This is a genomic window from Methylobacterium carpenticola, from assembly GCF_042748905.1.
GTDB lineage: Bacteria > Pseudomonadota > Alphaproteobacteria > Rhizobiales > Beijerinckiaceae > Methylobacterium > Methylobacterium carpenticola.
In genome coordinates this window covers 2,425,948-2,446,499 of sequence record NZ_JBHZEO010000001.1, presented here as the reverse complement: position 1 = coordinate 2,446,499, position 20,552 = coordinate 2,425,948, and the positions used below count along the sequence as shown (strand labels likewise).

The window sequence follows — 20,552 nt, the reverse complement described above, 5'->3', positions numbered from 1 at the left end:
AGCGGATGGCCGTGCCGGCGCACATCCTGGCGGTCGACGACAGCCTTGAGAATCTGGAGATCCTGCGCGTCCGCCTGGAGGCGCAGGGCTACCATGTCGGGACGGCGCCGGACGGCGAGACGGCCCTCGCGCAGGCGGCCGCCCATCCGCCGGACCTCATCCTCCTCGACGTGATGATGCCCCGCCTCAGCGGGCTGGATGTCCTGCGCCGCCTCAAGGCCGATGACGCGCTGCGCTACGTGCCCGTCGTGCTGCTCACCGCCCGTGCGGAGACGCGCGACCTGGTCGAGGGCCTCGATGCCGGCGCGGACGAGTACCTGACCAAGCCCTACGAGCACGCGGCCCTGATGGCGCGGGTCCGCTCGATGCTGCGCCTCAAGGCGCTGACCGATACGGTGCGGGCGCAGTCGCGCGAGCTTGCGGCGCAGAAAGCGGCCCTCGCCGAGGTGAACCGCAGCCTCGAGAGCCAGGTCGCCGTGAAGGCCGCCGAACTCCAGCGGATCGGGCGGCTGCGGCGCTTCCTCTCGCCTCAGATCGCCGATCTCGTGGCCGCCGACCGCGACGGCCACGCGCTCCTGGCGGCGCACCGGCGTGAGATCACGGTGGTGTTCTGCGACCTGCGCGGCTTCACGGCCTTCACGGATTCGGCCGCCCCCGAGGAGGTGTTCCAGGTCCTGCGCGAGTATCACGCGACCGTCGGCGAGACCGTGTTCCGCTACGAGGGAACCTTGGAGCATTTCGCCGGCGACGGCATCATGGTCTTCTTCAACGATCCATGCCCCTGCCCGGACCATACCGAGCGCGCGGTGCGGATGGCCTTCGCGCTGCGCGAGAAGGTCGGTCTGCTGTCCGAGCAGTGGGAGGCGCGCGGTCACACGATCGGCGTCGGGCTCGGCCTGGCCAGGGGCTATGCGACGCTGGGTCAGATCGGGTTCGAGGGGCGCTTCGAGTACGGGGCCGTCGGCAGCGTCACCAATCTGGCCTCCCGTCTCTGCGGCGCGGCCCAGGCGGGGCAGATCGTGGTGAGCCGGCCCGTGCTGAGTGCCGTCGAAGCCGTCGCCGAGGCGAGACCCCTGGGAAACCTCACGCTCAAGGGCTTCCGGCGCGAGGTCCCGGCCTTCGAGCTCGTGGCCCTGTCGGCGGATGGATCCGGCACCTGATCGATGCCCGCGCCAAGCCTTCACCGGTTGCAGACCCGACCGAGGCGGCGGCTGAACCGTGAGCCCGCCCCCGCCCCTCTCGCATCGGGTTTCGGCCGGCAAGGCCGGTCCCCGAGTCGAATCGGGACCGCCGCGCCGTCCTTCTCCCCGTCTCGGTTTTCGAGCAGGGTTCGCAAAGGCGGTCGCCGGTTTTGCGACAAGAACCTGCGGCAGATCAGGAATCAAGCGGTCGGCCTGCGCCGGCAGATCGAGCCATGCCCGGAAGCGCTCGCCCTGATAGGCGGGGGCGAGCGCCCCGACGCCGGTCGTCTCGGACTGCCGATCGACGGGCATGTCGCCGTCACGCACGCTGCCGACGAAGCGGGCGCCCCATTCCCGGTCCGCGGCGTGGCGCCGCGCGACCTCGCACTGGCCGCCGCCGCGCGCGGCGGCGCACATCTATCTCTGTCACGCCGGCGCCTGAACGAAGCCGGGAGCGTCCCGTCGCGAGTCAGCGCCAGCCGAGATGTCCATGCTCGTCGGGATAACGTGCGGATCTCGATCTCTTGCTTCCAGGGGTAATTGCCCTCATCTTGCGGGATTCGCGAGACAGGCCGTCAATGGGAGAGGAGTAGGAATGAACGCACTGCCGGAGATCTGCAGTTGCTCCGCTCTGCGGCAGGCCGCCCGGCACCTCACTCGTCTCTATGATGAGGTTCTGGCGCCAGTCGGCCTCGGCCTCAATCAGTATTCTATCCTGGCCAAGCTCGATCGGAACGGGGAACTGCCGATCCAGGATCTTGCGAGCCTCCTTGTGATGGATCGCTCAACGCTCGGGCACCTCGTGCGTCCGCTGGAGCAGCGCGGTCTCGTGACGATCCGCGTGTCGAAGAAGGATGGCCGCAAGCGCGTCGTGGCGCTCACCCCGGAGGGCAACGTGCTCCTCGCTTCGGCGAGGCCTCTCTGGAAAACTGCCGAGGACCGGTTCCGAACACGCTTCGGCCACGACGAGGCGGCCACGCTGCGGGCCGTGATGCGCCAAGTCACGGCCATCGAACTCAGATCCACCACAAACCCGGCGTCGGAGGCGTCTGGCCAAGCGCATCGCTGACCGGAATTGCCATTTATGGGCAATTGCCCTTAAATCGCGTGCGGCGGCGCCTCGCTTCGTCACGCACCGGCCTGCGCCCGGACAGCCGGCGTCAGAGCGCGAACCCGCCTACTCGCAGCAGGAGACCAGCATGCGCTTGCTCGTCGTTGGGGCCGGCTCGACCGGCGGGTACATCGGAGGCCGGCTGGCTCAAGCCGGGCGGGACGTCACCTTCCTGGTCCGCCCGGCGCGCGCCGGTCAGCTCCGGCAGACGGGGCTGAGGATCGTGAGCCCGCACGGCGACGCGACGCTCGAACCACAACTCGCGACGGCCGATACGATCGATGCGCCCTTCGACGCCGTCCTGTTGTCGGTCAAGGGCTATCAGCTCGACGCGGCGCTGAGCGACCTGCGCCCGGCGGTCGGGCCGCAGACGATGATCCTGCCTGTGCTGAACGGCATGCGCCACATGGAGACCCTGGCGCAGCGCTTCTCCCCTGAGAACGTGGTCGGCTGCGCCCTCAAGATTGCGACGATCCTCGATGAGGAGGGACGCGTGGTCCAGCTTACGCCGCTCCAGGACCTCGCCTATGGGGAACTCGACGGCCGCGACACGCCTCGCATCCGGGCGCTCCACGACTTCATGCATGGGGGAGGTCTCGCGCCGAGGCTGTCTGGTGAGATCCGGCGCGAGATGTGGGAGAAGTGGATCCTGCTGGCGTCCCTCGGGGCCATCACGTGCCTGATGCGGGGATCGATCGGGGAGATTGAGGTCGCGCCCGGCGGCCCAGCCTTCGCGCTCGCGGTCATCGACGAGGCCGTCGCGACGGTGCGGGCGGTTGGCACCGCTCCATCCGAAGAATTTCTGTCGGCTGCGCGCGACCAACTGACCGCGAAGGCCTCGCCCCTGACCTCGTCGATGTACCGCGACCTTCAGAAGGGGCGGCTGATCGAGGTCGAGACCATCATCGGCGACCTCGTGCGCTCCGCCGCGGAGGCCGGGGTCACCACCCCCCTGCTCGCGGCTGCCTACGCGCACCTCACGGTGTACCAGAACAGGGTCGCCCAACCGTGATGGGTGTGCCGAGGCCGCGTCCAGGCGGCTGACGGCCCGGTCGGTGGGCGCATCCGAGACAGCGACGCGTCATGAGCGGTGAGGCGGTCGAGGCCTGGTTCGATGTGACGCTCAGCGGCACCGAGTTCCTCCGGGCGCAGTAACGCGACACCGCTCTGGCTGTCGTGCGGGTCAGCCGCGAGACCCCGGCCAGGAGCAGACGGCCCTCCGTGTCGGCCAGCGCGTGGCGCTTGCGCCCGGCGACGCGCCGGGCTGGAATCGCCGCGCTCGCCCTCCGCTCCCACGCCGCCCGAGCGCGCGGCTTGCGCATCGCGACTGCAACCCGTCGGGCTCGTCTCGGTGTACGAAGTCACGTCCGAGCCCCTGCGGGTGCATCCGTGGAGGTGCCCGCGGAACGAGCCAGGGCGCGGACGAGGCGTGGCGGTATGGGAGTTCGGGCGGGGGTGGCGTTGATGGCGTCGAGCCACGCTCCACCTGAGTGAACGACGACCGGTCCGGCTGGCACCATACAGGGCGCGTGTCGCTGTGTGCCTCCACGATGCTCAGAGGATACACGCACCATCACCAGCGGGCCGGGCCTCCCGTCATTCCACCGTCCCCGGCCCGCTGCCCTTCCCGGTTGCCGGCCCCCGAGGCTCGAGTGCCGGCATGCCCGGCACGCCCACGATCGGCGAACCGGACGAGCGCAAGCAGGTCTCCGGCGACGAGCGGAACACCGCCGTCACCGCGTGCCCGAACGACCCCATGCCCGGATGCTGTCGATCGCGAAAGGCGTCGTGATCGGCGCCCGGATGCGCATGGCGGGGCGGACCGCGATCCTGCTGGCGAGGCCAGCATGACGTTTGAATACGGACGATCATCACGAAGTTGCGACTCATGTCGTCAATTCGCCATGTAGATCTAGGTTGATGATGCCCGCTCAGACCTAAGGCTGGCGGAATTGGACCCGGAGATGCAGATGAAATACCTGTTTCTGGCTGGTTTCGCGCTGGCGCTTATCGTTCCCGCTGTCGCGCAATCAGGAGACAATCCTGCCCCAATCCGCGAGATTGGGCCGCATAGAGTTACCACTCCCTTCTTCGGTCAGGAGAAAATTGTCCAGGGAGTGCCAGGGAGCCCCGAGAATTCCGGCCCGGGCGCCGATGAGGTTGTGGAGCAAAGCGGCCTCGGCGCCGACAATTTCGCGACCGACACGGCGATCACCTCGAACTCCAACAGCACTGAGCGGGGCATCCCCAACCTCGGCGGCGGTGGCGGCGAGGACGGCGGCGGCCAGTAAATCCATCACTCCCTCGTCACAGGAGCCGAAGGATCGCCGCCCTTCAACTCTGCCGGGCGGTGATCCGGCTGGCGCGGCCGGCTCATGTAACCCGAAATGGTTCGCGCATTCAGGGAACATCACGTGAGAAGATGCATCGATCTACACCGGCATGGTGGAGGCGTCGATGTATTTCCTGGTGACAGCCCGAGCCCCCGTAGGTGGAATCGCAACGCCCTGCGAGACGGTTGGTGAGGCTCTGGACAGAGCGAATTATTTGCGCAGGCAAAAATTCGATGATGTCGCGATAAAGGATCCCTCGGGGCGCAAGTACTCTCCTGAAGAATTCAGATCCGCATACCGCGTGAAATGACCGTGCGATCGAGGCCGCCATCTTGTTGCGCGAACCACGAGCGGGCAGCTTTCCCGTCGAAGTTTCACGCGGCAGCTATTCGTCCGATGTGATACGGTTTCCGGAAGATCACTTTCGGAAACCGTATCACGAGCCCGCGCGGCGCCTGAGCGAGGCCGGTTTCCGCATCGCGAAAAGCGATCATCCGGAAACCGTATGACTGCCTTCCGGTGCTGCGCGCCGCCCGACACAGGCCGCTCCTGCTTGTGGAGAGCCGAGATCCGCGCGGTGCGTCGCATTCTGCTTCCCCGGAAGGCGGCGTCCGCAAGCCCGGAGTTTTCGAGCCCCTGTTCGCGGCGGCCGCCAGGGGAGGCGCAGCACGTCCACGGATGCGGGGGCCAGAACCGCTGATGCGGCCTGTTTGGTCGCGAACCACCTCGGTCGCCAGTGCCTCTCGTCAAGCCTGAGCCCGAATACCGGAGTCTGCATCATCATGCTTGCCCGAGATTTCAGGCGGGATTGGAACTGCGAATTCCATGCGCGCCAGCAGACCGTCCTCGGCATCCGGGGCAGCGGGCTTCGACTCGGCCGCTCGCGGCCGAGACCAGGCCGCGAGGAAGGGAGCTGCATTAAGCAGTTTTCAGTATAAGGGCAGGTTCCAGACGCTACGCCTTCTCCACCGATGCCGTGTAAATTTCGTCGATCGCCTTCGTGAGTGCCGCATCGAACTCGGCATCGCTCATCGAGGCGGTCAAGTCCTCGATCAACGCGCGCGAGAAGCTCGCGATCACCCCATGATTGGCAGCAAGCCGCCGGCAGGCCTCGGCTCGTGAGTAGCCGCCCGACAGAGCCAACACCCGCGCGACCCGCGGATGGACGGTCAGCGGCGCAAACAGGTCCGGGACGTCGGGAAGGGTGAGCTTCAACATGACCGGCGTCCCGGCAGGGATCGCGTCGAGAGCAGTCGTCAGTTCCTCCAGGAGGATCGCTTCCGCACGTCGCTTGTCGGGGCTCCCGATCAGGATTTCTGGCTCCACGATCGGCATGAGGCCGTGCGAGGCGATTTGAAGGGCGATGTCGAACTGCTGTCTCACCACGGATGCGATCCCGTCGCGGTCGGGCAAGGTGATGACCGAGCGCATCTTCGTGCCGAATACGCCGAGTGCGGCGGCGCGCACGAGGAGCGGCTCAAGATCCGATATCGGTTTCATGAGGCGAACCCCATTCGCCTCCACGGCGAGGCCTTTGTCGACCTTGAGGAACGGGACCACGCCGCGATCCTGCCAGAGATAGCTTGGAATGGGCTTGCCTGCCGCGGTCGCATCCATCGTTCTCTCGAACAGGATGGCACCCACCACCTTGGAACCCGTGAACGCGGGCGCCGTCATGACGCGCATCCGCATCTCGTGGATCAGAGCGAACATCTCGGCCTCGCCGTGATAGGCGTCGTCGGGGATGCCGTAGAGGCGCAGCGCGCCCGGGGTGGATCCTCCACTCTGGTCGAGTGCGGCGAAGAAGCCCTGTCCTGAGACCCGAGCTGCCATTTCGCTGTCGAACATGGTCCATTACCTCCGCTGCCGGACGATGGGCCACGGATGCGGTCCTCCCGCCGGAAGCATGCTGATCTCGACGCCGCCCACCGAGATCTTGATCACGGTCCCTCCCCGCCCAGGGTCTCCTGCGGGCAGCAGGCGATCATCGCGCAGTCGCGGAATTTTGGGCGGGACGCCGCTGGCGCCGGCCGCCGGGACGACGATCACCGGGGTGCAACGCCCCTCGGCAATCAGGCCTTGCGGCAGTTCGGGAGCGGTCATCTCGGGCCTCTGCACGTCGGTGATGAGGCTGGCGGGCTCTTGTGATCTGACCGGTATTGTGGACCGGGCCGGTGGCGAGGCTACTGCATGGCAGCGGCCATGGGTAGGCGGAAGGCCCGGACCGGGCCGGTGACGGGCGCGTGCGGCACGCCACCGGGCACGGCGATGACGCGGCGGGGCCCGAAGGTCTGCCAAGCGCTGCCGAGGAGGTCCGCCAGCCGGCCACCGATGACGGAGAGCGTGTCTCGATCGGGCTGGCTGTGGACCGGGATCACTGGCCGGGGACCATCGATGGGATCGCGCAATGGCCGTCTCCGGCGGAGAGGGAGGCGAATGAGATCCGCGGCCTCGTGTCGGCGATGGGGTCGTCGTGCTCAGGGAGTGGAACGTTGATCATCGTCCGCGGAATCCTCTGTGAGGCCAGTTCTGCGAAGATCCCCTTCCCCGGGCCGGCCGCGAGTGATCTTCTCATGATCTCGGGAGGTCCTGTTGCAGGAGGATGTCTGCGGATTGCAAAAAACCCGAGGAAGTTGCGGAGCTGAAACACTGCCGTAGCGAGTGCGCGCGACAAGGACGGCACCCGGGCGAGGGCCATTACAACAAGCCGTCGCGACTTTGGCGACGCGCGGTGGCCTCGTCGTCTCGAACGTCCAGAGGACTCCCATGCCTGTGACGGCCCGAACCGCCCAGACGGTGCTCGACCGCATCGAGACCTACAAGCGGCGCGAGATCGCGGAAGCCAAGGCACGGCAGCCGTCGGCAACCTTGGAGAAGCGTGCCGCGGCGCAATCCCCACCGCGCCGCTTCGCCGACGCCATCGCTGCGCAGATCGCTGCCGGACGGTCCGCCCTCATCGCGGAGGTGAAGAAGGCTTCGCCCTCGAAGGGGCTGATCCGGGCCGGTTTCGATCCCGCGACGCTCGCCGCTGCCTACGAGGCCGGCGGCGCGACCTGCCTCTCGGTGCTGACCGACGAGCCCTCCTTCCAGGGCCGGCTGGACGATCTCGCGGAGGCGCGCGCCGCCTGCTCCCTGCCGGTGTTGCGCAAGGACTTCATGTTCGAGCCCTACCAAGTGCTCGAGGCGCGGGCCTGGGGCGCCGATTGCGTGCTCGCGATCATGGCCTGCCTCGACGACGAGGAGGCGGCGGCGATCGTCGAGGCCGCGCACGATCTCGGCATGGACGTGCTGGTCGAGGTGCACGACGCCGAGGAGCTGGCACGGGCCATCCCCCTCGGCACGCGGCTGATTGGCAACAACAACCGCAACCTGAAGACATTCGAGGTCTCGTTCGAGACCGCGATCCGGCTCGCGCCGGGCATCCCGAAGGATCGCATTCCCGTGGCCGAGAGCGGCATCGCCGGCCACGCGGACGTGGTCCGCCTCGGCGAGAGCGGCTTGAACGCGGTGCTGGTCGGCGAGAGCCTGATGCGCGAAACGGACGTGACCGCGGCGACGCGCCGCCTCCTGTTCGGCGCGATCTGAGCCCTGCGGCTGCGGTGCGATCGGTGGCCGCTCAGTCCGGCACCACCTCCAGCACGATCTTGCCCTTGGGTGTCGCCTGCTCACCGTCCAGCATGAGGTGGGCTTCGCGGGCCCTCGCCAACGGAAGGACTGCCCCGACCCGTGTCTTGAGCTCTCCCCTATTGAGAAGCGCAGCGAGGGAGGAGAGATGCGCGGCCGTCACCCGCACCAGGAAGAACTCCGCCCTGACGCCGTGCCGCTCGGCACGCGCCCGGTCAGGCTGGGCGACTGCGGACACCAGCCGGCCGCCGCGGCGCAGGACCGCGAACGAGCGGGCTTGCGTCTCGCCACCGACCAGATCGAGAACGGCGTCGGCCTCGTGCACCTCGTCCTCGAACCGTTGTGCGCGGTAGTCCACGACCCGATCGGCGCCGAGATCCTTCACGGAGGCGAGATCGGCCGCCCCGGCTGTCGCGATCGTGTGAAGGCCGGCCCGGCGGGCGAGTTGCACGGCGTAGGCCCCGACATTGCCGGCCGCACCATGAACGAGCACGGTCTGGCCCGATTGGAGCTGGGCGTGCTCGAACAATCCCTGCCAGGCCGTGACGGCGATCACGGGGACGGAAGCTGCCTGGACATGCGTGAGCGACCGCGGCTTTCCGGACAGCATCGCGGCAGAGGCCACGGCGTACTCGGCATAGGCTCCGACGAACCTGGGGTTCGTCACGCCGAAGACTTCGTCGCCGGCAGCGTACGCGGTCACCCCCGGGCCGACGGCCTCGACGACGCCCGACAGATCCGAGCCCAGGGTCAGGGGAAGGGGTTGCGGCAGGACACTTCGCCCCGCTCTGATCCATCCATCCCACGGTCCGACGCCTGCCGCGTGCACTCTGACGAGCACCTCGCCCGCTCCCGGCTCGGGCCGGGGCACGGGCTCGAAGCTCATCACCGTCGGCGGGCCGAACGCGTGCACCCGCCACGCCAACATCGTTGGATGATCCGCATCACGGTCAGAACTCTCGGGTGTCATGCGGCGCTCCCTCTGTCGTCGGTTGCCCCTGTGCCCGACCTGGATCTACGGCGTTGTCGCCGCTCCCGGATCAGGAACGGTCAGCGGCTTGTCCTGTGCGTCGACGATGAACACGGCCAGGAGGCTGGCGGCTTCGCTGTCGCTCGCGTTCTCGCTGACCCGGTGATGGGCGCCGGGCTCCTCGAAGAAGCTCTCGCCGGCGCGATAGACCCTGGCAGGTTCGTCGCCCACGCGGCTGCGAACTGCGCCCGTCAGGACGTGCGCGTAGATGAAGGCCGAGCGGGCGTGCCGATGGGGCGGCGACCGGCCGCCCGGCGGATAGGTGACGACCACCGCGATCAGGCTCTTGCCCGGCACGTTGGGAAGCGCGTGCTCGAAGGCCGGCTCGACCGTCTCGCGCTCGTGCGCGTGTCCGGGCGGCGACCCGAGCGATGCCGAGGCCAACACGGCCGCGACCGCCGCAGCGTTGGCCAAGATGCGCCTCGTCTTCGAAGTCATGATGCTCTCCCGATCATCGCTTGCGGCTCCGTTCGCTGAGAAGCGGCCCGAGCCGCTTGCCGTCGATCATCTCGGCGTCGCTCCCGTCGCGGCAGGTTCGGCCGAACCGCTGAGACGCGGGAGGATCGCCGGCCGGGACGCTGCCGGCGAGCGTTCGATCGAGCCAACTATCCGGATCAGATGGCGGCGGCCGTGAAGGGCAGCATGCGCGCATCTCTGCATGCTGTGAGAGACTTGCCGACATCGTTTGTTCCTGTTTGCTGTGCAATGCTTGAACGGTCGCACCGGAATGCAGAGAATTGCCCTGCATCGAATCGTGGGTCGGTGATCTGTCCCACGCAATGCGGCAGACCCTGTGATATCCGCCAACCACCCGGCCTTTCCCGCCATGCGGGCGCAACGCCATGGGAGGGGGTGCTAAACGCCTGCGATCTCGGAGGTGGCCATGCCCGACCGTAGAGCAGCGATCGTGATCCATGACGGCGTGCAAGCGCTCGACGTGGCAGGCCCGGGGGACGTCTTCGCCGAGGCGAACGGCGTCCTGGGCGGGCGCGCGACCTACCGGACCGTGCTGGTGGCGCGGACGCGCGAGCCCGTCACCGCGTCGAACGGCATGCGCCTGCTCCCCGACCACAGCCTCGAGGACGCGCAACAGCCCTTCTCCATCGTGCTCGTCGCCGGCGGACCAGAGCTTCCAGCCGCGCCGCCCGATGAGGAACTCTCGGCCTGGTTGAGGAAAGCCGCCGCACAGGCGGACCTCTACGGCTCGGTCTGCACAGGCGCCTTCGCGCTCGGGCATGCCGGGCTGCTCGATGGGCGGGCGGCGACGACGCACTGGCAGATCGCCCAGCATCTCGCCGCCCTCTTCCCGCAGGCGAGGATCGATCCCGACCGGATCTATCTGCGCGACGGCCGCCTCATCACCTCGGCCGGTGTCACGGCGGGGATCGATCTCGCTCTGGCCTTGGTCGCACAGGATCACGGTGCGGTGATCGCTCAGGCCGTGGCCAAGCGGCTCCTTGTGATCGCCCAGCGGCAGGGCGGCCAGTCGCAGTTCAGCCCCTTCCTGGCGGCGCCTGCCGACGCAGGTTCGCCGCTCGCCAGAGTGCAGCAGCACGTGCTGGAGCATCTCGGCGAGACGCTCTCGGTCCGGCAACTCGCCACCGTCGCGCAGACCAGCGAGCGATCATTGTGGCGGCTGTTCAAGGACGTCGGCCTGACGCCGCACGACTTCGTCGAGGGAGCGCGGGTGGACGCCGCGCGCAACCTGCTGGAGGGCAGCGAGACGCCCCTCAAGGTCATCGCCTATGATTGCGGCTTCGGCAATCCCGAACGGATGCGGGCGGTCTTCTGCCGGCGGCTGGGTGTTTCGCCCGCGCAATACCGCGACAGCTTCCGCATGCGATCGGACACGTTCAGAGCCGCCGAGTAGACGGCACTCGGCCTTGTCCGTCCGGGTATGGATCGAGCGTGCCGCCGATTGCGCCTGCAACGAAGATTTCGGACAATTGGCTCTGGCGGACCTTCTTCCAGGCGGTCAAGGCGCTGAAGACGCGCCCCGACATGCCGCTCGCCGATGTCGTGTGCGCCCGCCCCAACCCGTCACCCGTCATGCCGCGTCTCCGGGAGATGCAGGCGGGACCCCGCGATCCGTACGTCGATCCTCGACACGCATCATCAACCGATGCTGCCGATGCCGGATGAGACCGTGGCGGTGATCGTCGGAGATCGATGGGATCAGCGCCGGATGCTTCTCGTCGAGCCAATCACCGTCACCGGCCTTTTCCCGCCACTTTGCAGGGCTTTCCCGCCAAGCAGGCCCCTCCCGGGTTCCGGAGACGATGGAGGGAGGTAGATTGCGGATGCGGCCGGTCACCACCGAAGACGGGGTCCGGTCGCCGCGATCTGAGCTGTCGCCCGGCGTCCCTCCGGCTGCAGCAGGGAGAGGTCAGATCGTGGATGCAGGGATGGGAGTTCGACAATGATCAGCGAGATTTCCGGGATAAGGATCCCCGACAGCAAGATCGCGCGCGAAGCCGCCGAACTGGTGCGGCAGCATGAATCGGAGATGCTGTTCAACCACTCCGTCCGGGTCTACGTCTTCGGCGCGATGAAGGGCGTTCGTGACGGTCTGAAGTTCGACCCCGAACTGCTCTATGTCGCTTCGTTGTTCCACGACATGGGCCTTGTCGACGCCTACCACACCGACACGAAGCGGTTCGAGGTCGACGGCGCCGACGCCGCCCGCGAATTCCTCAGGAGCCGCGGGCTTCCCGAGCCGAAGGCGGATCTCGTCTGGGAAGCGATCGCCCTGCATACGACGCCCGGAGTGCCCGAATACATGCGGCCGGAGATCGCCCTCACCAAGGCGGGCGTCGTGATGGATGTGCTCGGCATTGGATATGACGCCTACACGCCCGAGCAGCGGGCCCGGACCATCGCCGCCTTGCCGCGGGGCAACTTCAAGAACGAATTCGTTCAGGATCAGCTTCGGTCGGCCTTGAAGAAGCCGCAGACGACGTTCGGGACGGTCAACTTCGAATACATAGAGCATTTCGATCCCACCTTCTGCAAGCCGAACGTGTGCGCGCGGATCCACAGCGCCCCGTGGGCGACGTGAGCCTGCAAGACGCGTTCTGGACGTCTCCCGAAGCAGCCGACCGCTTCCCTGCCTGCTCGGCACGATGGCCGGCATCCAGACCATCGACCGCCAGTACCTCACGGTCGCCCGCAGCATGCGGGCCTCGCGGCTGCAGACGATCGCGCGGGTGCTGTTGCCCGCCGCGCTGCCGACCGTGCTCTACCGCGCATTGGCGCTTCGCGACGCGCTCCGGCGAGGCGGGCTGACACCGCCTCGCCGGGGTGACGACGTTCAGGAACATCGGTCGATGACTCAGATCACGCTCTCGTTCGACAACGGCCCCGATCCCGACGTGACGCCGCAAGTGCTGGAGATCCTGCGTCGCCACGACATCCGGACGACCTTCTTCGTGCTGGGCGACAAGCTGCGCGAGCGCCGCTACCTGTGCGAGCGGGCGCACGGCGAGGGCCACGCGATCGGCAACCACACCGACAATCACCTCGTGCCGCTCGGGATGAGCCGCGCGGCGGGAACCTCGACGTTCGAGATCGCGCGCACGCAGGAGCTGATCGGCGACCTCGCGCATGAGCGGAAGTTCTTCCGGCCCTTCGGCGGCGGCGGCCTGCTCGACAAACGGTTGCTGAACCCGGAGGCGGTCGAGGTCCTGGTCCGGGGCGGCTTCACCTGCGTCCTGTGGAACGCGATCCCGGAGGATTGGGCGCGCCCCGAGGAATGGGTCGAGCGCGCGCTCCAGCAATGCTTCTCGCAGCCCGAGACGCTGATCGTGCTGCACGACATCGCGACGGGCGCGATGAACAAGCTCGATCGCTTCCTCACTCTCGCCAAGGACCGCGGCGCCAGCTTCACGCAGGAATTCCCCGCCTCCTGCATACCGATTGAGCGCGGCGAGATCCTCCGGCCAATCGATACCTACCTGAATAGCGCGGACTGATCCTTCCCGTCTAAGCGCCTGTCCGGGAAGAAGCGATTTTTGCAGAACGCTTCGCCTTCGACCGCGCGGGGGTTCGACTGCGAGTGCGTCGATGGACGCTCCATCGACGCAGCTTCAGGAGGTCCGCTGCCGGATGATGAGCAGCCCTTCCGGTCGCCCTGATCGAAGGTCCGGACGTGGTGCGAAGCCGGTCGCTGCGGTGCCGATATCAGGCTGTTGTGCGGGCGGCGTTCCGTGAATTCCACGCGGATTGGCCATCTCCACTCAGCGGGCCGGCAGACGAGCCCCGCATTGGTCTGTCGATCTCGGCGCGCCTCGCATGACCGAGCACGAGAACCGCTCCGTCGAAGGGCGGAGCGGTGACTCGCGCGGCGGAGCTTGGCGTCGATCCGGGCCCGATGAAGAGGGTCATGCGTTCGCCCCACCGTCCACCGTGATGGTGGTGCCGGTGATCTGGCGCGCAGCCGGGCTCGCCAGGAAGGCCACCGAGGCTGCGACGTCCTCAGGCTTTCCGTAATGGCCGAGGGCGGTCATCGCCCGCTGCATGTCCGATTGCGCGCCATCCGCCGGGTTCATGTCGGTGTCGGTCGATCCCGGCTGCACGAGGTTCACGGTGATGCCACGCGGACCAAGCTCGCGCGCCAGCCCCCGCGTGAACGAGAGCAGGGCGGATTTCGACATGGAGTAGACGGTCACCCCGGCGAACGGGACCCGCTCTCCGAGGCATGAGCCGATCGAGACGATCCGGCCGCCTTCCTTGAGGTGCGGGATGGCGGCCTGCGAGGCCAGCACGACCGAGCGGACGTTCACGTCGAGGATGGCGTCGATGTCGGTGAGGCTCATCTCCGCCACCGGGCCGCCCCGGGCGATGCCGGCGTTGTTCACGAGGATGTCGAGCCCCCCGAGCCTCTCGGCCGCTTCGTCGACCGAGCGCCTCACGGCCGCTGCGTCGGCGCTGTCGGCCCGGATGGCAACAGCACGGCGGCCCTTCGCCTCGATGGCGCGGACGACCTCAGCCGCCCGGTCGGCGGAGCGCTCGTAGGTGATGGCGATGTCGGCCCCCTTCTCCGCGAGCGCCAGAGCTATGGCGGCGCCGATACCTCGGGAAGCACCCGTCACGAGGGCGCGCTTGCCTGCGAGATCGGTCATGGTCCAGCCTTTATGTAACGATCGACACAAAAATGGCTAGGCGCGTTGTGAGTCGGGGTCAAGCGGTTTATATATCGATCGATGCAGAATTCTCCGCCCGCATCGTGCCCGCCGGAGGCATCGCAGCCTCGTGGTCGCGGACGGCCCCGCGCGTTCGACCGCGCCCTGGCTCTGGGACAGGCGATGCGCCTGTTCTGGAGCAGGGGCTTTGCCGCGACGTCCATCTCGGATCTCACGGCCGCGATGGGGATCAGCTCGCCGAGCCTCTATGCGGCGTTCGGCTCGAAGGAGGCTCTCTATGCCGAGGCTTTGCGCCACTACGGCGAGCAGTACGAGGCGTCCGTCTGGGCCAACTTCGCGGCGGCCGGGACCGCTCGCGAGGCCGTCATGGCGCTCCTGATGGACTCGGCCGCCGCGTTGACGGGATCATGTGGACGCGGAGAGCCGCTCGGCTGCATGGTGACGCTCTCGGCGGCCGGCAGCGAGGGGCACGCGGAACTCGGCGAGATCGTGCGGACGGCCCGCGCCCAGGGGCTCAAGCGGGTCGAGGACCGCCTTGATCGCGCGGTCGCGGAGGGCGAGTTCGGTGCCTCGGTCGACGTTCCCGCGCTCGCCCGCTTCGTGCTCACGGTGCAGAACGGGATGTCGCTCCAGGCCCGCGATGGTGCGAGCCGCGAGGCATTGGAGGCCGTCGCCCATCTCACGATGCTGGGGTGGGATGCCCGGGTCGGCGGCTGACGAGCCTTCGCCCAACGCGACCTCGGCTGAGCACCGCCCGCCTCGCCCAACAGGAACACGGCTGCGACGATGAAGAGAATCGGATTTCTGTCGTTCGGACATTGGTCGCCGACGACGCGGTCGGAGACCCGTTCGGCAGGCGATACCCTGCTGCAGTCGATCGACCTCGCGGTCGCGGCAGAGGAACTCGGCGCGGACGGCGCCTACTTCCGGGTTCACCACTTCGCCCGTCAGCTGGCCTCACCGTTCCCGCTCCTCGCCGCGATCGGCGCCAGGACCAGGCGCATCGAGATCGGCACGGGTGTCATCGACATGCGCTACGAGAACCCGTTCTACATGGCCGAAGACGCCGGGGCGGCGGATCTGATCTCCGGCGGCCGCCTGCAGCTCGGCCTCAGTCGAGGCTCGCCCGAGCAGGTCGTCGATGGCTGGCGACACTTCGGCTACGCCCCGCGCGATGGCGAGAGTGACGCCGACATGGGACGCCGGCATGCCACGGTGTTTCTCGACTTGTTGAAGGGGACGGGCTTCGCCCAGCCTCATCCGCGACCGATGTTTCCCAACCCGCCCGGACTGCTACGCCTCGAACCCCATTCGGAGGGGCTGCGCGAGCGGATCTGGTGGGGCTCGGCGTCCGATGCCACCGCGGTGTGGGCCGCGCGGCAGGGTATGAACCTGCAGAGCTCGACCCTCAAGGCGGACGAGACGGGCGAACCCTTCCACATCCAGCAGGCCCGGCAGATCCGCCGCTATCGGCAAGCGTGGACGGAGGCGGGGCATGAGCGTGAGCCGCGGGTCTCCGTGTCGCGATCCATCTTCCCGCTCATCAGCGATCTCGACCGCGCCTATTTCGGGCGCGGCGAGAGCAGCGACCAGATCGGCATCATCGACAACATGCGGGCCGTGTTCGGCCGGTCCTACGCTGCGGAGCCTGAGCACCTGATCGAGGAACTCAAGACCGATGAAGCCATCGCGGAGGCCGATACCCTCCTCTTGACGGTGCCGAACCAGCTGGGCGTGACCTACAACGCCCATGTCATCGAAGCCGTTCTGAAGCACGTCGCTCCAGCGCTCGGTTGGAGGTGAACGCCTCGGCCGCGGCCTCAAGATGTGTCCGGGGTTCGTGATCGCGCTGGGCCGAGTCCTCCCGCAGCAGCGCCAGATAGGGCGCCACCAGCGCCCATTCCTCATCGGACACGTCGGACGGGCAGGCGGGGCGATCGCAAGGCATCCCCCTGAACGCCATACGCGTCAATCAGCTCGTAACACGCACTCGGCGGCGACCGGCCGGCGGACCCTGCCGGCGAGTTCGACAGATGGTTGCGCGAAACCCGGACCTGCGGCGTCGCTGCGTGAGAGGCTTTCGCGGCCGGCCTGGCGCAGGGCGGGGCAGCGGTCCGGGCGGCGCTGCCGCTGTCGAGCAACGCTCAAGCGGAAGGGCAGATCAGCCGACTGAAGATGCTCAAGCGCACCGTGTATGGCCGCGCCGGCTTCGCGCTCCTCCGTCGCCGCATCCTCCTGGCTGCCTGATCCACGCAGAGTGCGGGAGAACCACCGGAACGGTGGAGGATCCCCTGCGCGCGGCGGAGGTCTACCGCACGGCGATCCGCTCGCTCGGCCGGAGCGAGGCGCGAGCGAGCGGATGCCCGGGCGGCGTCCGGTCAGGCCGGCTCCGGGGCCTCGCGGCGCAGGGCGATGTCGAGCCAGCCGTACCGGTCGACGGTGACGACGTCGCCCTCGCCGGCGACGACGGTGGTGGTTTCCGCCTCGAAGATCGCCGGTCCCGTGACGGTCATGCCCGGCTCGAGGGTCTCGATCCGGTAGACGGGCACCGAGCGCCACCCGCCGAGGGAGGCGAGGCGCTCGGTGACCGGGGATGCGGGCGCGGCCGAGGGCGCGGCCGGCTCGGCGGGCGCCGCGGGCACCGCTCCCACCACCGCGACGCGGGCGTTGACGAAGACGACCTCCTGGTCCCGGGAGGCGTAGGTGAACAGCTCCTCGTGCCGGGCGTGGAAGCGCTCGTGGACCCGGGCCACGAGGTCCGGCGCCTCCCAGTCGAGGTCGTCGAGCGACACATCGACCTCGAAGACCTGCTCGCCGTAGCGCATCTCCGCCGAGCGCTCGACGCGCAGGGGCCCGTCGAACCACTCGCGCATGCGGGCGGCCGCCTGGGCCTCCAGCCCGGCGAAGATCGCCCGCAGCCCGTCGTCGTCCACCGCCGCCCGCTCGCCGACATGGGTGCGGCTCACCTCGTAGCGCAGGTCGCTCGCCAGCATGCCCCAGGCCGAGAGGACCGAGGCGACGGTCGGCACGATGACCCGCGGGATCTCCAGTTCGCGCGCCACCTCCACCGCGTGCAGCCCGGCGGCGCCCCCGAAGGACAGGAGCGCGAAGCGCCGGGGATCGACGCCCCGGCGCAGGGTCATGAGCCGGATGCCGTCGGCCATCTTCAGGTTGATCAGCCGGTGGATGCCGAGCACCGTCTCCTCGCGGGAGAGGCCGAGCCGCGGTGCGAGGCGGTCGACCGCGTCCTGCGCGGCCGCGAGGTCGAGCCGCTTGCGGCCGCCGAGGAAGGTCGCGGCGTCGAGGTAGCCGAGGAGCAGGTTGGCATCCGTCACCGCGGGCTCGGCGCCGCCATTGCCGTAGCAGGCCGGCCCCGGGATGGCACCCGCGCTCTCGGGACCCACCTGGAAGCGGCCGCCCCCGAAGCTCGCGAGCGAGCCGCCCCCGGCCGCGACCGAGGCGATGTCGAGGGAGCGCAGGGCGATCCGCTCGCCGGCCAGCCCGCGGGCGCTCGACAGGGCCGCCTGCCCGTCCACGATCAGCGAGATGTCGGTCGAGGTCCCGCCCACGTCGAAGGGGATCAGGTCGGGGATCCCCAGCATCGCCGCGCAGCGCCGCGCCCCCGCCACGCCGCCCGCCGGCCCCGACAGCACGGTCGCCGCCGCGAGCCGCCCGGCCTCCTCGACCGGGGCCATGCCGCCATGCGACAGGATGATGAACAGGGAGCCGGCGAGCCCGCCCTCGCGCAGGCGCCGCTCCAGATTGGTGAGGTAGCGCTGAACGCCCGGTCCCACATAGGCGTTCACGACCGTCGTCGAGACGCGCTCGTATTCCTTGATCTGGGGCAGCACGTCGCTGGAGCGCGAGACGTAGAGGTCCGGCAGCTCGTGCGCCAGCCGCTCGACCGTGGCGATCTCGTGGGCCGGGTTGCGGTAGGCGTGCAGGTAGCACACCGCGACGGCGGTCGCCCCGGAGGCGCGCACCCGGGCGACCGCCTCGGCCAGGGATGCCTCGTCGAGGGGGATCGCGACCGAGCCGTCCGCCCGCAGGCGCTCCCGGACGCCGATGCGCAGGGAGCGCGGCACGAGCGGCTCGGGCGGGGGCGAGCGAAGGTCGTAGCGGTCGTCCTTCAGGCCCTCCCGCATCTCCAGCACGTCCCGGTGCCCTTCCGTGGTGAGGAGGGCCACCCTGGCGCCCTTGCGCTCGAGGAGCGCGTTGGTGGCGACCGTCGTCCCGTGCACGATCCGCTCGGTCCGCCCCAGCATCTCCCGGAGCGGCAGGCCGAGGCGCCGGGCCAGCTCCTCCAGGCCGGCCAGCACGCCGAGCGACTGGTCGGCGGGGGTGGACGGAGACTTGGCGAACACGGTCTTGCCGGTGCGGTCGATCGCCACGAGATCCGTGAAGGTCCCGCCGACGTCGATCCCGATCCTGAACTCCGTCACCTCAGCGGCCTCCCTGCGCGCTCACCAATCCCTCGGCCAGGTCCCGCTGCCGGGCGGCCGGCTCGCGGGCCTCCGGGGGGCCCCAGCCGCCGCCGCCGCCCGAGCGGACCTCGAAGACGTCCCCGGGCCGGACCGGGATGCCGGTCTCCTTGGTCCTGAGCACCCGGGGCTCGCGCCCCTCCGAGAGGAGCCGGTAGGCGTGCGGGGCGGCGTCCCGGCCGCCCTGCATGCCGCAGGCGCCGTAGCGGACGCCGTCGCCGGCGGTGTTGGCGAGCGCCGGCCCGGCCGTTTCGACCACGAGGTCGAGGGCCGCGCCGAGACCGCCGCGGAACTGCCCCTCGCCGCCGGAATCGGGCAGGAACTCGTGGCGGCGGAAATGCAGGGGGAAGCGGACCTCGGCGAACTCGACGCTGCCGAACTTGAGGCCGCCGACCGTGTGCCACTCGCCGGCGGAGGACCAGCCGTCGCCGCCCGCGGAGGCGCCGCCCCCGGGCCGGGCGTGGAACATGTGCCAGATGAACCCGCGCCCGGTGCGCGGATCCTCGCCCTGGAGCGCGATGCGGAAGCGCCGGCCCCAGCCCGCCATCGCCCGCTCGGGGCAGGCGCCCGAGAGCGCCTTGACGATCGCCTCCACGATCTCGTCGGAGGGGTGGCTCGTGCACATCGTCACCGGCCGGCCCGGCTCGGCCCACACGATGGTGCCCTCGCGCGCCTTGACCGTGAGGGGCCGGAACGCGCCCGCGTTCTTGGGAACGTCCGGATCGAGCAGGTAGGCGAAGGCCATCGCGCAGGCCGACTGCATGTTGGCGTGCGAGGAATTGACGAAGCTGGTGGTCTGCGGGTCCGAGGCGGAGAGATCGACCGCGACGTCGCTCCCGCGCTTGGTCACCCGGGCATGGATGCGGATGTCCTGGCGGCCGTGCCCGTCGTCGTCGAGGAACGCCTCGCCCTCGTACACGCCGTCCTTCCACGTCGACACGATCGCGCGGGCGCGCTGCTCGGCGGCATCGAACAGCCCCTCCACCGCCCGCACGACGACCGGCCCGCCGAACTCGGCGAAGAGCTTCTTCATCCGGCGCTCGCCGAGGGTTGCGGCGCCGACCATCGCGGCGAGGTCGCCGCGGAAATCGTGGCCGTTGCGCGTGTTGAGCGCCAGGAGGTCGACGAGGTCCTCGCGCAGGCGGCCGGCCTCGGCGAGCCGGATCGGCGGGACCCGCAGCCCCTCCGTCCAGATGTCCCGGGCATCCGGGTTGTAGGCGCCGTAGGTCGAGCCGCCGATGTCGCTCTGGTGCGCGCGCACCACGGTCCAGAACAGGCGCTCGCCCCCGTCGAAGACCGGCACGAAGGCGGTGAGATCCGGCAGGTGCGACCCGCCGTGATAGGGATCGTTCATCAGGATCACGTCCCCGGGCACCACGTCCCGGAAGCGGTCCTCGACGGCGCGGGTCGCCCAGGGCAGCGCGCCGACATGCACCGGGATGTGGTCGGCCTGGGCGACGAGCCGCCCCTGCGTGTCGGTGATGCCGATCGAGAAGTCGCGGCTCGAGTTCAGGATCTGCGAGTAGGAGGTCCGGAGCATCGCCTCCCCCATCTCGGTGACGATGGAGGAGAGGCGGTGCTCGACGACCGAGCGGGTGATGGGATCGACGGGACGCGGCATGGCGGTCTTCCGGGGCGGGACGGGGGCCGG

The 20,552-nt window shown here is 69.0% G+C and carries 20 protein-coding genes and 3 pseudogenes; 12 read left to right on the top strand and 11 right to left on the bottom strand.

Translation table 11 applies throughout. The features are described from left to right. Positions 1 to 5 precede the first annotated feature (5 nt). From ACE101_RS11625 to ACE101_RS11615, 3 genes are all read left to right on the top strand, one after another. The gene (locus ACE101_RS11625; RefSeq protein WP_379129339.1) at positions 6 to 1,160 is read left to right on the top strand and encodes an adenylate/guanylate cyclase domain-containing protein; all 1,155 of its coding nucleotides are present in this window, start codon (positions 6 to 8) and stop codon (positions 1,158 to 1,160) included. 616 nt (positions 1,161 to 1,776) lie between these two features. Then, on the top strand, positions 1,777 to 2,250 hold the full coding sequence (locus ACE101_RS11620) for a MarR family winged helix-turn-helix transcriptional regulator (RefSeq protein ID WP_379129337.1): 474 nt from the start codon (positions 1,777 to 1,779) through the stop codon (positions 2,248 to 2,250). 130 nt (positions 2,251 to 2,380) lie between these two features. After that, positions 2,381 to 3,304, top strand: a complete 924-nt coding sequence (locus ACE101_RS11615; protein WP_379129335.1) for a ketopantoate reductase family protein — start codon at positions 2,381 to 2,383, stop codon at positions 3,302 to 3,304. A gap of 134 nt (positions 3,305 to 3,438) precedes the next feature. Here the strand turns inward: ACE101_RS11615 and ACE101_RS11610 are convergent. Together ACE101_RS11610 and ACE101_RS11605 are read right to left on the bottom strand one after the other, a co-directional pair. After that, positions 3,439 to 3,597 (bottom strand): annotated as a pseudogene (locus tag ACE101_RS11610) (IS5/IS1182 family transposase); the annotation flags it as partial. A gap of 291 nt (positions 3,598 to 3,888) precedes the next feature. Beyond that, positions 3,889 to 4,182, bottom strand: a complete 294-nt coding sequence (locus ACE101_RS11605; RefSeq protein ID WP_379129332.1) for a hypothetical protein — start codon at positions 4,180 to 4,182, stop codon at positions 3,889 to 3,891. Positions 4,183 to 4,262: 80 nt separating this feature from the next. Between ACE101_RS11605 and ACE101_RS11600 the strand changes: the two genes are divergently transcribed. Further along, positions 4,263 to 4,583, top strand: a complete 321-nt coding sequence (locus ACE101_RS11600) for a hypothetical protein (protein ID WP_379129329.1) — start codon at positions 4,263 to 4,265, stop codon at positions 4,581 to 4,583. 996 nt (positions 4,584 to 5,579) lie between these two features. Here the strand turns inward: ACE101_RS11600 and ACE101_RS11595 are convergent. From ACE101_RS11595 to ACE101_RS11585, 3 genes are all read right to left on the bottom strand, one after another. Continuing rightward, the gene (locus ACE101_RS11595) at positions 5,580 to 6,473 is read right to left on the bottom strand and encodes a fructose bisphosphate aldolase (protein ID WP_379129327.1); all 894 of its coding nucleotides are present in this window, start codon (positions 6,471 to 6,473) and stop codon (positions 5,580 to 5,582) included. A gap of 6 nt (positions 6,474 to 6,479) precedes the next feature. After that, entirely contained in the window at positions 6,480 to 6,728 is a 249-nt protein-coding gene (locus ACE101_RS11590) for a hypothetical protein (protein ID WP_379129325.1), read from the bottom strand. 80 nt (positions 6,729 to 6,808) lie between these two features. Further along, positions 6,809 to 7,033, bottom strand: coding sequence for a hypothetical protein (locus tag ACE101_RS11585; protein ID WP_379129323.1), 225 nt, complete (start codon positions 7,031 to 7,033; stop codon positions 6,809 to 6,811). Between the two features lie 358 nt (positions 7,034 to 7,391). Here ACE101_RS11585 and trpC point away from each other — a divergent pair, with 358 nt between their 5' ends. Further along, positions 7,392 to 8,210 carry an indole-3-glycerol phosphate synthase TrpC gene (gene trpC / locus ACE101_RS11580; protein WP_379129320.1) on the top strand — a complete coding sequence of 273 codons (819 nt, stop codon included), beginning with the start codon at positions 7,392 to 7,394 and terminating at the stop codon, positions 8,208 to 8,210. A gap of 31 nt (positions 8,211 to 8,241) precedes the next feature. Here trpC and ACE101_RS11575 read toward each other — a convergent pair whose 3' ends face one another. Continuing rightward, positions 8,242 to 9,219 carry an NADP-dependent oxidoreductase gene (locus tag ACE101_RS11575; protein ID WP_379129317.1) on the bottom strand — a complete coding sequence of 326 codons (978 nt, stop codon included), beginning with the start codon at positions 9,217 to 9,219 and terminating at the stop codon, positions 8,242 to 8,244. 45 nt (positions 9,220 to 9,264) lie between these two features. Further along, complete coding sequence (locus ACE101_RS11570; protein ID WP_379129315.1) at positions 9,265 to 9,717, bottom strand: cupin domain-containing protein; 453 nt, start codon at positions 9,715 to 9,717, stop codon at positions 9,265 to 9,267. A gap of 445 nt (positions 9,718 to 10,162) precedes the next feature. Between ACE101_RS11570 and ACE101_RS11565 the strand changes: the two genes are divergently transcribed. The 4 genes from ACE101_RS11565 to ACE101_RS11550 all read left to right on the top strand — a co-directional run bounded on the left by ACE101_RS11565 (position 10,163) and on the right by ACE101_RS11550 (position 13,250). Beyond that, positions 10,163 to 11,149 carry a GlxA family transcriptional regulator gene (locus ACE101_RS11565; protein ID WP_379129313.1) on the top strand — a complete coding sequence of 329 codons (987 nt, stop codon included), beginning with the start codon at positions 10,163 to 10,165 and terminating at the stop codon, positions 11,147 to 11,149. Between the two features lie 38 nt (positions 11,150 to 11,187). Further along, positions 11,188 to 11,421, top strand: a complete 234-nt coding sequence (locus ACE101_RS11560; RefSeq protein WP_379129311.1) for a hypothetical protein — start codon at positions 11,188 to 11,190, stop codon at positions 11,419 to 11,421. Between the two features lie 277 nt (positions 11,422 to 11,698). Then, a complete protein-coding gene (locus ACE101_RS11555) occupies positions 11,699 to 12,337 on the top strand; it encodes an HD domain-containing protein (protein ID WP_379129309.1) in 639 nt (212 codons plus the stop codon). A gap of 64 nt (positions 12,338 to 12,401) precedes the next feature. After that, the gene (locus tag ACE101_RS11550; protein WP_379129307.1) at positions 12,402 to 13,250 is read left to right on the top strand and encodes a polysaccharide deacetylase family protein; all 849 of its coding nucleotides are present in this window, start codon (positions 12,402 to 12,404) and stop codon (positions 13,248 to 13,250) included. Between the two features lie 408 nt (positions 13,251 to 13,658). Here ACE101_RS11550 and ACE101_RS11545 read toward each other — a convergent pair whose 3' ends face one another. Continuing rightward, positions 13,659 to 14,399: a 3-oxoacyl-ACP reductase family protein gene (locus tag ACE101_RS11545; RefSeq protein WP_379129304.1), complete on the bottom strand. Its 741-nt coding sequence runs from the start codon at positions 14,397 to 14,399 to the stop codon at positions 13,659 to 13,661. An 81-nt stretch (positions 14,400 to 14,480) separates the two neighbouring features. On the opposite strand from ACE101_RS11545, the gene ACE101_RS11540 reads away from it, so the two are divergent. Together ACE101_RS11540 and ACE101_RS11535 are read left to right on the top strand one after the other, a co-directional pair. Beyond that, the gene (locus tag ACE101_RS11540) at positions 14,481 to 15,137 is read left to right on the top strand and encodes a TetR/AcrR family transcriptional regulator (RefSeq protein ID WP_379129301.1); all 657 of its coding nucleotides are present in this window, start codon (positions 14,481 to 14,483) and stop codon (positions 15,135 to 15,137) included. A gap of 69 nt (positions 15,138 to 15,206) precedes the next feature. Then, positions 15,207 to 16,223: an LLM class flavin-dependent oxidoreductase gene (locus ACE101_RS11535; RefSeq protein ID WP_379129298.1), complete on the top strand. Its 1,017-nt coding sequence runs from the start codon at positions 15,207 to 15,209 to the stop codon at positions 16,221 to 16,223. A gap of 28 nt (positions 16,224 to 16,251) precedes the next feature. Here the strand turns inward: ACE101_RS11535 and ACE101_RS11530 are convergent. Then, positions 16,252 to 16,368 (bottom strand): annotated as a pseudogene (locus tag ACE101_RS11530) (IS5/IS1182 family transposase); the annotation flags it as partial. Between the two features lie 41 nt (positions 16,369 to 16,409). Here ACE101_RS11530 and ACE101_RS11525 point away from each other — a divergent pair. Further along, a pseudogene (locus ACE101_RS11525) lies at positions 16,410 to 16,667 on the top strand (ISL3 family transposase); the annotation flags it as partial. Between the two features lie 131 nt (positions 16,668 to 16,798). On the opposite strand, the gene ACE101_RS11520 reads toward ACE101_RS11525, so the two are convergent. Both ACE101_RS11520 and ACE101_RS11515 read right to left on the bottom strand, forming a co-directional pair. Further along, the gene (locus ACE101_RS11520; RefSeq protein ID WP_379129296.1) at positions 16,799 to 18,862 is read right to left on the bottom strand and encodes a hydantoinase/oxoprolinase family protein; all 2,064 of its coding nucleotides are present in this window, start codon (positions 18,860 to 18,862) and stop codon (positions 16,799 to 16,801) included. Position 18,863: 1 nt separating this feature from the next. After that, on the bottom strand, positions 18,864 to 20,522 hold the full coding sequence (locus tag ACE101_RS11515; RefSeq protein WP_379129294.1) for a hydantoinase B/oxoprolinase family protein: 1,659 nt from the start codon (positions 20,520 to 20,522) through the stop codon (positions 18,864 to 18,866). Positions 20,523 to 20,552: the final 30 nt, after the last annotated feature.

What these genes read in the sequence shown, in the direction of transcription:
- ACE101_RS11570 (WP_379129315.1), bottom strand. Translation starts at nt 9,717, where the DNA reads ATGACTTCGAAGACGAGGCGCATCTTGGCCAACGCTGCGGCGGTCGCG.
- trpC (WP_379129320.1), top strand. Translation starts at nt 7,392, where the DNA reads ATGCCTGTGACGGCCCGAACCGCCCAGACGGTGCTCGACCGCATCGAG.
- ACE101_RS11555 (WP_379129309.1), top strand. Translation starts at nt 11,699, where the DNA reads ATGATCAGCGAGATTTCCGGGATAAGGATCCCCGACAGCAAGATCGCG.
- ACE101_RS11615 (WP_379129335.1), top strand. Translation starts at nt 2,381, where the DNA reads ATGCGCTTGCTCGTCGTTGGGGCCGGCTCGACCGGCGGGTACATCGGA.
- ACE101_RS11625 (WP_379129339.1), top strand. Translation starts at nt 6, where the DNA reads ATGGCCGTGCCGGCGCACATCCTGGCGGTCGACGACAGCCTTGAGAAT.
- ACE101_RS11550 (WP_379129307.1), top strand. Translation starts at nt 12,402, where the DNA reads ATGGCCGGCATCCAGACCATCGACCGCCAGTACCTCACGGTCGCCCGC.
- ACE101_RS11515 (WP_379129294.1), bottom strand. Translation starts at nt 20,522, where the DNA reads ATGCCGCGTCCCGTCGATCCCATCACCCGCTCGGTCGTCGAGCACCGC.
- ACE101_RS11565 (WP_379129313.1), top strand. Translation starts at nt 10,163, where the DNA reads ATGCCCGACCGTAGAGCAGCGATCGTGATCCATGACGGCGTGCAAGCG.
- ACE101_RS11590 (WP_379129325.1), bottom strand. Translation starts at nt 6,728, where the DNA reads ATGACCGCTCCCGAACTGCCGCAAGGCCTGATTGCCGAGGGGCGTTGC.
- ACE101_RS11575 (WP_379129317.1), bottom strand. Translation starts at nt 9,219, where the DNA reads ATGACACCCGAGAGTTCTGACCGTGATGCGGATCATCCAACGATGTTG.
- ACE101_RS11605 (WP_379129332.1), bottom strand. Translation starts at nt 4,182, where the DNA reads ATGAGTCGCAACTTCGTGATGATCGTCCGTATTCAAACGTCATGCTGG.
- ACE101_RS11620 (WP_379129337.1), top strand. Translation starts at nt 1,777, where the DNA reads ATGAACGCACTGCCGGAGATCTGCAGTTGCTCCGCTCTGCGGCAGGCC.
- ACE101_RS11600 (WP_379129329.1), top strand. Translation starts at nt 4,263, where the DNA reads ATGAAATACCTGTTTCTGGCTGGTTTCGCGCTGGCGCTTATCGTTCCC.
- ACE101_RS11540 (WP_379129301.1), top strand. Translation starts at nt 14,481, where the DNA reads ATGCAGAATTCTCCGCCCGCATCGTGCCCGCCGGAGGCATCGCAGCCT.
- ACE101_RS11595 (WP_379129327.1), bottom strand. Translation starts at nt 6,473, where the DNA reads ATGTTCGACAGCGAAATGGCAGCTCGGGTCTCAGGACAGGGCTTCTTC.
- ACE101_RS11545 (WP_379129304.1), bottom strand. Translation starts at nt 14,399, where the DNA reads ATGACCGATCTCGCAGGCAAGCGCGCCCTCGTGACGGGTGCTTCCCGA.
- ACE101_RS11535 (WP_379129298.1), top strand. Translation starts at nt 15,207, where the DNA reads ATGAAGAGAATCGGATTTCTGTCGTTCGGACATTGGTCGCCGACGACG.